This is a genomic window from Roseiarcus sp. (assembly GCF_052145395.1).
In the GTDB taxonomy this organism is placed as follows: Bacteria; Pseudomonadota; Alphaproteobacteria; order Rhizobiales; family Beijerinckiaceae; genus Roseiarcus.
In genome coordinates this window covers 1-10,378 of sequence record NZ_JBKQOT010000215.1, presented here as the reverse complement: position 1 = coordinate 10,378, position 10,378 = coordinate 1, and the positions used below count along the sequence as shown (strand labels likewise).

At 66.4% G+C, this 10,378-nt stretch carries 8 protein-coding genes and 1 pseudogene; 4 read left to right on the top strand and 5 right to left on the bottom strand.

What is annotated here, in order from left to right:
* The first annotated feature begins 605 nt into the window (after nt 1-605).
* Entirely contained in the window at nt 606-2,642 is a 2,037-nt protein-coding gene (locus tag ACLP25_RS07365) for a M23 family metallopeptidase (protein WP_442468563.1), read from the top strand.
* On the opposite strand, the gene gluQRS is transcribed toward ACLP25_RS07365, so the two are convergent.
* Entirely contained in the window at nt 2,635-3,549 is a 915-nt protein-coding gene (gluQRS, locus tag ACLP25_RS07360) for a tRNA glutamyl-Q(34) synthetase GluQRS (protein ID WP_442468562.1), read from the bottom strand. The two genes, ACLP25_RS07365 and gluQRS, sit on opposite strands and share 8 nt — an antisense overlap.
* Before the next feature lie 13 nt (nt 3,550-3,562).
* Between gluQRS and ACLP25_RS07355 the strand changes: the two genes are divergently transcribed.
* Nucleotides 3,563-4,288 carry a DNA-3-methyladenine glycosylase family protein gene (locus tag ACLP25_RS07355; RefSeq protein ID WP_442468561.1) on the top strand — a complete coding sequence of 242 codons (726 nt, stop codon included), beginning with the start codon at nt 3,563-3,565 and terminating at the stop codon, nt 4,286-4,288.
* A 33-nt stretch (nt 4,289-4,321) separates the two neighbouring features.
* Entirely contained in the window at nt 4,322-5,017 is a 696-nt protein-coding gene (locus ACLP25_RS07350; RefSeq protein WP_442468560.1) for an alpha/beta hydrolase, read from the top strand.
* 336 nt (nt 5,018-5,353) lie between these two features.
* Here the strand turns inward: ACLP25_RS07350 and ACLP25_RS07345 are convergent, their stop codons facing one another.
* On the bottom strand, nt 5,354-5,926 hold the full coding sequence (locus tag ACLP25_RS07345) for a YceI family protein (protein ID WP_442468559.1): 573 nt from the start codon (nt 5,924-5,926) through the stop codon (nt 5,354-5,356).
* An 8-nt stretch (nt 5,927-5,934) separates the two neighbouring features.
* Nucleotides 5,935-6,795 (bottom strand): hypothetical protein, encoded by an 861-nt coding sequence (locus tag ACLP25_RS07340; RefSeq protein ID WP_442468558.1) that lies wholly within the window; start codon nt 6,793-6,795, stop codon nt 5,935-5,937.
* Between the two features lie 146 nt (nt 6,796-6,941).
* Between ACLP25_RS07340 and ACLP25_RS07335 the strand changes: the two genes are divergently transcribed.
* Complete coding sequence (locus tag ACLP25_RS07335) at nt 6,942-7,859, top strand: LysR substrate-binding domain-containing protein (protein WP_442468557.1); 918 nt, start codon at nt 6,942-6,944, stop codon at nt 7,857-7,859.
* A gap of 241 nt (nt 7,860-8,100) precedes the next feature.
* Here ACLP25_RS07335 and ACLP25_RS07330 read toward each other — a convergent pair whose 3' ends face one another.
* A complete protein-coding gene (locus ACLP25_RS07330) occupies nt 8,101-9,621 on the bottom strand; it encodes a Do family serine endopeptidase (protein ID WP_442468556.1) in 1,521 nt (506 codons plus the stop codon).
* 637 nt (nt 9,622-10,258) lie between these two features.
* A pseudogene (locus ACLP25_RS07325) lies at nt 10,259-10,378 on the bottom strand (IS5/IS1182 family transposase); the annotation flags it as partial.

Here is a 10,378-nt window from a genome sequence, read left to right as displayed (position 1 = left end):
AATCCAACCGCCAACCCAGATCAGCCTGTCAGCCAACCCAAACCAGCAGAAAGAAACCCAGACGCAAGGACCACGCCGCCCACGTCTCTCTTCCTTCCGATGAAATTGTCAAACAGCGCAAGCTTCGCTCCAGCCCGAAGGCCGAAACCGCAAACTCCCGGGGCGCTCTCCCTCCGAAGGAGCGTCCGCTCTCTCCGAAAATCGGAACCCCAAACCCTTCTAACCATGCGCGATCACCCGCAGGCGACCAAAAACGACCAAACCCACTATACCCGCCTCTCAGCAGGTGGGAGGTTCGATCGTTCCAATCTGAAGACCAGATGGCAAACCAACCGCAGTCGCGGCAGCGCCGTCGGTGGTGCGGATATAGGGAACTCGGATTTTCCTGTCAAACACTTTTTTGAAAAATTTGTCACAGCTTCATGACTGTCGCGAAAGCGCTTGAGAAAACAACGCTCGCCGCGTATTCGCCATGGTTGCGCGCAATAGGCCCGGGCGAAGGCGGCGAGTCGCGGTCGGCGATAGCGTCGCGGCCGACACGGCGTTAGCACTGGGACAGCGCCCGTGGGCGGTCCCGACGACGGGAACGAGCGGAAAGACAGGTTTTGATCACAGCAACGGCCGCTTTTCCCCGTCTTGGCGCGCGCGGCGATCGCGTCGCCGGGGTCGGCCTCGAGCTCGGCGTCGAGGCGCCGATCCGGCGCGGCGACGACCGGCTCGATCGCGCCGAACGTCGCCGTGCGTCGCTGAGATGGCTCGCCGGCGCCGCGCTCACCGGCCTCAGCGGCGTGGCGCTGATCGGCGCCGCGCTCTATTTCGATCTCGACAGCCAGTATGATTTCGCCGAGGCGCCCGAATTCGTGACCGGCGTCGCTCCGACCGATTCGCAGGAGGAGGGCGTCGGTCCAGGCAAGGGCGACCGGCTCCTGCGGCCCGTCGACATCGGTTCCGACACGCAGACCTACAGCGTTCCGACGACCATCAAGGTCGGCGACAAGGAGGTCGTGAAGGCGCGCGCCATCACGCGACTGCAGACGACCCTTACCTTGACGCCGACCGGATTTGCCGACGCGGTCCCGCCCTTCAATCCGCTCAAACTGTCCGACAAGGCGGAGACGGCGGACGCCGCCCCGGATCCTGGGCCGGTGCAGGACGACGCCGAAGTGTCGTTCCGCACGACGGACCTCAGCGCGGGGGACGCCGCCCTCGCGACAGGCGAGTTGTCGGCGACCGAAGCGCAGGCGCAGGTGGTCGAGACCCTGAAGGTCCAGCCCGAGACGCCGAAAGCGCCCGCCCAGCCGCTGCCCCCCCAGCTCATGCTGATGCGCACCAGCCAGGCCGGAGGCGACCCGCTCGGGTCCGCGCTCACTTACGCGACGGTCGGCAGCGTGAGTTCGAGCGCGCCCTTCGCCTCGATCGAAGTGCGCATGATCCCGGAAAACGTCACGAATGTCGCCAAGTCCGCCGGTTCCGAGGACGCCTCCCCGACCGAGAAGCTGGTCCAGATGCGGCGGGGCGAGACCTTCGAGGACGTCCTGAAAGCCAATGGAGCGGCCCCCGAGGCGGCGGCTGCGATCCTATCGGCCTTCGGCGTCAAGCGCGGCGAGGCGCCGGTCGGCGAGGGGCAGAAGATCATTCTGCTCCCGGAAGAGCCGAGCGTACGAGGGGAAAAACCGCGGATCGCCCGGGTCTCGGTCTACGCCGACGATCAGCTCAAGGCGACCGTGGCGATCAACGACGCAGGAACTTACGCGCCGGTCTCGATCAGGACGGCGGTCGGAGCGCGTAAGCCGCGGGCGGACGACAGCGATTCAGGCGGGATGAGCCTGTATCAAAGCTTTTATGAAACCGCGTTGAAGCAGGGCCTGCCGAAGCCGATGGTCGAGCTTTTGACGCGGATATTCGCCAATGACGTCGACTTCCAGCGGTCGACCACGCCCGGCGATTCAATCGAGGCGTTCTTTTCCGATCCAGACGACGTCGACCCGCGCGCCGAACTCCTCTACGCCACGCTCACCGTCCACGATCAGACTTATAAGTACTATCGTTTCCAGGCGCCCGACGACAACAGCGTCGACTATTACGACGAGAGCGGCCGCTCCAACCGAAAGTTCCTTCTGCGCAAACCGATCGCCGAGGGCGACATCACCTCGCCGTTCGGGATGCGCTTTCACCCGATCCTGCACTTCTCGCGGATGCATACCGGCGTGGACTGGGGCGCGCCGATCGGCACGCCGATCTTCGCCGCCGGCAACGGCGTCGTCATCAAGGCGGGATGGGACTCCGGCTACGGACGTCGGGTCGAGGTCCAGCACGCCAATGGCTACGTGACCACGTACAATCACATGTCCGGTTTCGGCCGGGGAATCACGGAAGGCGCGCACGTCGCGCAGGGCCAGGTTATCGGCTACCTCGGGCAGACTGGCCTCGCGACCGGACCGCACCTCCACTACGAAGTCATCATCAACGGCAACTTCGTTGACCCGATGGCGATCAAACTCGCTCGTACGCGCGAGTTCGACGGCAAGATGCTGGCGTCCTTCAGGCGCGAGCGCGACCGGATCGACCAGTTGAGATCGCAGGCGCCCGCCGCCGAGGCGGCTGACAAGGCCCCCGCCAGCGTGACCGCCAAGATCAACTGAGCAAAAACCGACTGAGGGTGACGGCGATAGCCGGAGCGCCCTCGCCCGGAAAGCCTAACGCCCTGCGGACATCAGCTGCGGTCACGCCTTGCGCCCTGAGCCCCGCGAGCGAAGGCGAATTGCGGCTTTTCGACAGTTTGTCGCCGCCGGCGTCGACCACGAGGCGGTGGTGACGGTAGCGCGGCGCGGGCAGGCCGAGCAGGTCCTGCAGCAGCCGATGGACCGAGGTCGCAGCCAGGAGGTCCCGGCCGCGCACGACGTCGGTAACGCCCTGAAGCGCGTCGTCGATCGTGACGGCCAGATGATAGCTCGCGGCGAGATCGCGTCCGCGCAACACGACGTCGCCCCAGGTCGCCGGATCGGCCGCGCGCGCCTCGGGCGCCGTCCCTTCCCCGTATTCGAGCCACACGATCCGCGCCGAGGCGAGTGCGATCGCACGCCCGATATCGAGCCGCCACGCCGCCTTGTCGCCGCGCGCGAGACGCGCCCGCTTTTCCACCGCCGGCAACGCGCGACATCGACCCGCATAGAGCGGCGCGCCGTCGGGATCGCGCCCGATCGCGGCGCGCGCAACCTCCGCACGGCTGCAGAAGCACGGGTAGACGAGACCGCGCGCCTCGAGACGGGCGAGCGCGCCCGCATAGTCCTCGGCGTGCTCGCTCTGCCGCCGCCGGGATCCGTCGAAGCGCAAACCCAGCCAATTCAGATCATCGAGGATCGCGGCCTCGTACGCGGGCTTGCAGCGGGTCCGGTCGAGGTCTTCAATGCGCAACAGCAGTCGTCCCCGCGTCTCGTCGGCGAGGCGCTGATTGCAGAGCGCGGAATAGGCGTGCCCAAGATGCAGCGCGCCATTGGGCGTCGGGGCAAACCGAAGGACTGGCGAGACGGAGGTGGCGTCCAGGCTCATGGCGGAAAATCGGATGCATGAAGCGACGCGCCGCGCAAGTCGGACGAAGCGCGCGTCGGCGCGGCGGATCTACCATCCTGGCCCCCCGATCGCGGATCAGGCGAGCCTCAGCGCGGGAACGGAGGCGCTGCGCGCGAAAGATCCGGAACTGATCGGCCGTCTCCTCGCGATTGGCGGCCCGCCGCCGCTGCGCCGGCGGGAGCCCGGGTTTGCGGGGCTCGCCGCAATCATCGTCTCGCAACAGGTCTCGGTGGCGAGCGCGAGCGCCATCTTCGGCCGTCTGGAGATGCGGATTGCGCCGCTCGAGGCCCGACGCCTTGCGACGGCCGCCGACGAGGACCTGCGCGGCTGCGGTCTGTCTGCGCCCAAGATGCGCGCCCTCCGGGCGGCGGCCGAGGCGGTTGTCGAAGGGCGCCTCGACCTCGAAGGACTTTCCGAACTCGACGCCGAGGAGGCGCACAAGGCGCTCGTCGCCGTGAACGGCGTCGGCCCGTGGACGGCGGACATCTTCCTCTTGTTCTGCCTCGGCCATCCCGACGCCTTTCCCGCCGGCGACCTCGCCCTTCAGGAGGCGGCGAAGCTGGCGCTCGCCTTGAAATCGCGGCCGCCCGCAGCGCGGCTCGAGCGGATCGCCGAGCGCTGGCGCCCGTGGCGCGGCGTGGCTGCGCGGATGCTGTGGGCCTACTATCGCGCGGTGAAGACGCGTTCCGGGATGGTCCTCGCCGACGGATCAGGCTAAGTGCGGCGCCGGAGCTGGATTGGAGCCATCCCGATGAGCGTCGCCCTGGACGGACCCCGGATACAAGCGAACGCAGGCCGGGCGACCGCGCTGGTGGTTTTTCTGCACGGCTACGGCGCGGATGGAAACGACCTGATCGAGATCGGCCGTCAGTGGCGCGCCCTCCTGCCGAACGCCGCTTTCGTCTCGCCGCACGCGCCCGAGCGCTGCACCGCGTCGCCGATGGGCCGCCAATGGTTCGCGCTTTCCAACCGGCCGCCGGATGATCCGTCTGGCGCCGAGGAACGCTGGAACGGCGTCGTCAAGGCGCGCGGCGCGATCGACGCCTTCCTCGACGCCGAGCTTCAGCGCCTCGGCCTCGACGAATCGAAGCTTGCTCTCGTCGGCTTCAGCCAGGGTACGATGATGGCGCTGCACGTCGGCCTGCGCCGCCGGCTCGCCCCGGCGGGAATCGTCGGCTATTCCGGCATGCTTGTCGGAGCCGAGAGGTTGAGCGAAGCGGCGGCGCGCGACGCCCGCGGCGCGCCTCCCCCGGTCCTGCTCATCCACGGCGACCAGGACCCGCTCATCCCGATCGATGCGACGTTCATGGCCGCCGAGGTACTGGCGGGCGCCGGCATCCCCGTTCAATGGCACATTTCCTTCGGGGTCGGCCACGGCATCGACGCTGGCGGCCTGCGTCACGGAGGCCAGTTCCTCGCCCGAGCGCTTTCGGGACGCCGACTCTAAGAGAACACGAAGGCGAATTTCCCCGCGCGCCTCCCACTCGCATGAAAGCCTCACCCGTCCGAGGGCAGGCCCAAAAAAGGAGGCCGCCTTTCGGCGGCCTTCAAGTCTAGGGAGGAAACGCCCAAGGAGGGCACGTGCGGGCAAACGCACCGCACTCCAACAAACTACTGCCTCGGCGCACCAAAAGCAAGAACTTTCGTCTCTCGAACCGAGCAAAAGTTGCCCATTCGAACAAAAATCTCGCCGTGCAATCTGAAAATCGAAAAACCCTTTCGCCATGGCCAGCGTATTTCTGATTTATCAGACTCAGCAGAGCCGGCGGCCGTCCGCGCCGGTTTAGCGCGTCGCCTCGGTCTCGATGATCAGATCGACCTTGTCGCTGATGTAGGGGATGAAGGTCTTCATCCCGAAGTCCGAGCGGTTCAGCGATCCGCGGGCGGAAAAGCCAATGGTCTCGGCCTTGTCGGTCGGGCGGACGCCGGACTTGTTGAGCGTGACCTCGAGCGTAACCGGCTTGGTGACGCCGAGCAGGGTCAAATCACCGGTCACTTCGCCGGTCTTGTCGTCCTTCTTGGTGAAGGTCTTGCCGACGAACGTCATGTCGGGGAATTCGGCGACGTTGAACCAGTCGGCGCCCTTGAGATCCGCGTCGCGTGGCGCGAACTGCGACTGAAGGCTCTCGGTCTTGACGTCGATGTTGAGTTTGCTTGCGGCCGGCGTGGTCGGGTCGAAACCGATCGTGCCGGTCGTGTCGGAAAATAGGCCGATCATGTTCGAAAAACCGAGGTGGTTGACTAAGAATAACACATGGGTGTGGTTGGGGTCGATCTTGTAATCGGCGGCGACAGCGGGCGCGGCGGCGCCGAGGATGGCGAGCGACGCATAAGCGAACGGGATGTGAGAGCGCATGGGATTCCTCAACTTCCAAGGGGATTGTCGTGACGCAACAAGAGGAGCGCCACGATCACCGGCAGCGGTGACAGGACGGCCAGCCCGGAAACGATCCAGGCGACGGCGGGTCGCTTCCGGAGGGCTGGCGACAACAGGCGAACCGCCCACGGGCCGAGAAACGGCGCGAGCGCGATCAGAGCCATCGCAAAGGGATCGGCGCGGCGCGTGACAAGGGCGATCGTATCGAGGGCGGCGACGAGGCCGCCGCCCGCGCCCAGCATGGCGGCAGGCTGAAGACCGCGGCGCGCGCCGAGCGCCTCGACCGACAAGACCGCCGCCCCGGCCGCGAGCCCGAGGCACAGTCCGACCCCGGTCGACGAGCCGCCGAACAGCAGAGTCGGAGCCGAAAGGGCTGAGACCGCCGCGAGGCCGGCCAGCGCGTTCGCCCCGCTCCCGAACGGCGCCGACAACGTCGCGAGGCGGTCGAGGCCCCAGAGCGCAAGACCGCCGCCGACCACCAGCGCCGCAAACAGAACGAGCGTCGCCGCATCCGGATTGGCGAGCTTCGTCCAGCCTATCCACACGGCGGCGAGCAGCGAGGACGCGCCGGCGAGCACCGAGCGGCGAAAGCGGCCGACGACGTCGAGCGCCGCTGCGCCGAGCGTTGCAACAAGCGCGACGTAGAACACCTTGTTGGAGGCGCCGACCGGCGGGAAGGGCGGAATCTTCTGGTAAGTCGCGACATAGCCGACAAGAAAGATGACGGGCGGCGCAAGGGTCGCCGCCAAGCGCAGCTTGGCGAACCGAGCGGCGCCGGCCAGAATCAGGGCGGCGGCAAGGCAGGCCGCGAGGACCGGGGCGAAGGGATTGTTTACGATCAGATCCACGCAGTGTCCCCGCGGCGGCTACGGGCCCTTGAGGCGACCGTTCAGCGCCATACGGACCGGATTTGGACCCGCAAAGGGTTAGCTTGCGGCGCGCGGCGATACAATCTAGGTTCCCGGTACATAACTGTTGCTTTTGGAGCAACAATATGAATCGGTTCGCCGCACTCGAAGCCTTTGTCCGGGTCGCCGAGACCCAGTCTTTCTCGGAGGCCGCCAGGCGGCTTCGCTCGTCGAAATCCGCGATCAGCCGAAACGTCAGCGCGCTCGAGAGCGAGCTTGGCGCGCGCCTGCTCAATCGGACCACCCGCTCTCTCAATCTCACCGAAGCGGGCCGGGCCTATTTCGAGCGGGTGAGCCGCATTCTGGCCGATCTCGACGACGCCGACCGCGCCCTCGGTCAGCTTCAGGCAAGCCCCCGCGGCCGGCTGCAGGTCAGCGCGCCGATGAGCTTCGGCTTTCTGCATCTCGCCCCGGCCATGCCGGAATTCCTCGCCCGATTTCCCGAGGTGGACGTCGATCTCTCGCTCAACGACCGCTTTGTCGACGTGGTCGACGAGGGCTTCGACGTGGCGCTGCGCATCGGCGCCCTGCCCGATTCGAGCCTGATGGCGCGGAGGATCGCGCCGATTCGCCGAACGTTGTGTGCAAGCCCGGACTATTTCCGCCGCCGGGGGACGCCGCAAACGCCGGAGGACCTGAAGGCGCACGAATGCCTGCGCAATAGCAACGTCGCGCGCACCCAGGAATGGCGCTTCGTCGATGAAAACGGCAAGCCAAGCCTCGTGGCGGTGTCGGGCCGAGTCAGCGCCAACAACGGCGATGCGCTCAGAATTTTCGCCCTGTCCGGATTCGGCGTCGCCAGCCTGCCGACATTTATCGTCGGCGCGGACCTTCGCTCAGGCGCGCTCGTTTCGGCGCTCGACCGCTTCGTTCCTCAGGACCTTGCGATGAACGCGGTCTACCCGCACTCCCGCCACCTGTCGCCGAAGGTGCGCGCGTTCGTGGACTTCCTGGTCGCGCGCTTCGGCAAGCGGTATTGGGATCCCGACGACGGGAGGCCTTGATGAAGACGCGACGGGCTCGTCATCCCCGCGCGAACGGCAGGCCGGTCCTCGCAAACCGGCCTGCCGCGTGGCCTGGCGCGGCTCTCGATGAGCCGACAATCCCGAGCCAGACCAGATGGGAATGGCGCGCAGGATCAGCGCGGCGCACAAAGCGCGGCAGGCCAGCTTGCGGGAACCGGCCTGCCGCGTGACCCGGCGAGGGACGAAGGGGGGCGCCCCTCGGTCGGGTCAAACCGCTCGATTACGAGACAGTCTGGGTGGACAAGGCGACGAAGTGCGTGCCGTTGTCGTTCTTGACCTGCATCAGCACGGACTTCTTGCCGTCGGCCTTGGCCGCGTCGAGCGCCGCCGCGACCTCGGACGGGCGCGACACCGGCTTGCCGGCGACCTGAAGGATGACGTCGCCGGTCTGGATGCCCTTCTGCGCGGCGACGCCGTCCGGATCGACCTCGGCCACGACGACACCGGTCTTGCCGGAGCCCTCGACCGCGGTGGCGGGCTCGAGCGCCATGCCATACTTCGCCATCGCGTCCTTGGAAGGCTGCTCGGGAGCGTCCGCCTTGGCCTGATGGTCGTCCGACGCCGAGCCGAGCTGGACCTTCACGGTCTGCGGCGAACCGTTGCGAACGATCGTGAGTTCGATCTCCTTCTTCGGCCCCAGCGCCGCAATCTTGCGGGCGAGGTCATGCGAATCGGACACCGCTTCGCCGTTGACCGAGGTGATCACGTCGCCGTCCTTCACTCCGGCGGCGGCGGCGGGCGAGTCCTTCTCGGCCTTGTCGACGATCGCGCCCTTGGCGTCCTTCAAGCCCAGGCTGTCGGCGATGTCCTGCGACACCGGCTGGATCTGCACGCCGAGCCACCCGCGCGCGACCTTGCCGTTGTCCTTGAGCTGCTCAACCACAGTCTTGGCGACGTCGCTGGCGATGGCGAAGCCGATGCCGACGCTGCCGCCCGACGGCGAGAAGATCGCGGTGTTGACGCCAACCACCTCGCCTTCGGCGTTGAAGGTCGGGCCGCCCGAGTTGCCGTGATTTACGGGCGCATCGATCTGCAGGAAGTCGTCATACGGGCCGGCGCCGATGTCGCGGCCGCGCGCCGAGACGATGCCCGCCGTGACGGTGCCTCCGAGGCCGAACGGATTGCCAACCGCGATCACCCAGTCGCCGACCCGCGGCGATTGCGCGGCGAACGAGACATACGGATAGTCGGAGCCTTCCTTGGCCTTCAAGAGGGCGAGATCAGTCTTGGGATCCGTTCCGACGACGCGCGCGGCGATCGTCTTGCCGTCGGTCGTGGTGATGGTGACGTCGGTCGCGTGCTCGACGACGTGATTATTAGTCACGATGTAGCCGTCAGGAGAAATGAAGAAGCCCGAGCCCTGAGCCATGCCCATGTGGGGGCGCTGATGCTGCTCGCCTTCGCCAAACTGTTGGCCGGGCATGCCGAACTGGCGGAAAAACTTGTCGAGGGGGCCGCCCTTCGGGAAATTGGGCATCGGCTGCGCGTCGCCTTCATCGGAGGCGTTGGTCTCGTCGATCTTGACCTTGACCGACACGACCGCGCCTTTGACGTGGTCGACGACGTCGGCGAAGGACGCCGGGCCCGCCGAGGTGACGGGGGCCGCGGCGACAGCGGGATAGGTGGAGAACGGCAGCGCCTCGATCGTCACGGCGCCGACGGCGGCGACAGCTGCGGCGCCAAGCAACGCCGCGCGCAAGGACTTCGGCCGGCCCGGACGAACGGAAAACAGATTGCCCACTTCTTTAGCTCCATAACTGTTGGGTTCGCCGGACCTTTTATCATCCAGCGCGATGGAGCCCTTATGCGCGGCGACCGTTTACGCTCCGATGGCGACCGCATGAACAGTTGGTAAGCTCGACTTGGCGGCTCTTGGCCGACAGTATTCAGGACTGGGCGGCGCAATGCCGCGGGCCGATCTGCGCGGCGACCGCCGCGTTATAGGCGTGCAAGGCTGAGGCTCGGCGCCTGAACTGGTATCGCCCGGGAGGGGCTAGTTCGACCCGGAGAGACATTCGTCCCGAGCGAATTGAATGTCGCGAATCGACGTAGAGCGGTCATCGGGGGATCGCGGCCGCAGGATCCCGCCGGATACGAGGTTGGCAGGGAGCGTGCTCTCCGAACCAGGAGTAACCAGGAGTTCACCGAGATCGACGCTTGGCGGTTGACTGCCGAGCCCTCATATGAGGGTTTCGGAAGCCGGCCCTTTAGGGACGATTGGGCGAGGGACGGTTGGGCGAGGGACGCGGCCTATGTAGGTGGTTGCGAGTTTTTTCGCTCTCTTAATTCATTGTATTATATGGGGTAATTGGGCTTTCCGGCGAGGGCTGCTCAGACTTCTCATGAAACCATGTCCGGATGAGAGCCCGCCTCGAAATTCAAACGGCTTCGTTTTTCCGCGCAATCCTTCGCATAAGGAGGAAAGCGAGGGCCAATTGGAGCCATGCGAGTGAGGATTCGATTGTCGCCTCGAAATCCTTTGACAGGCGTCGCGCGCG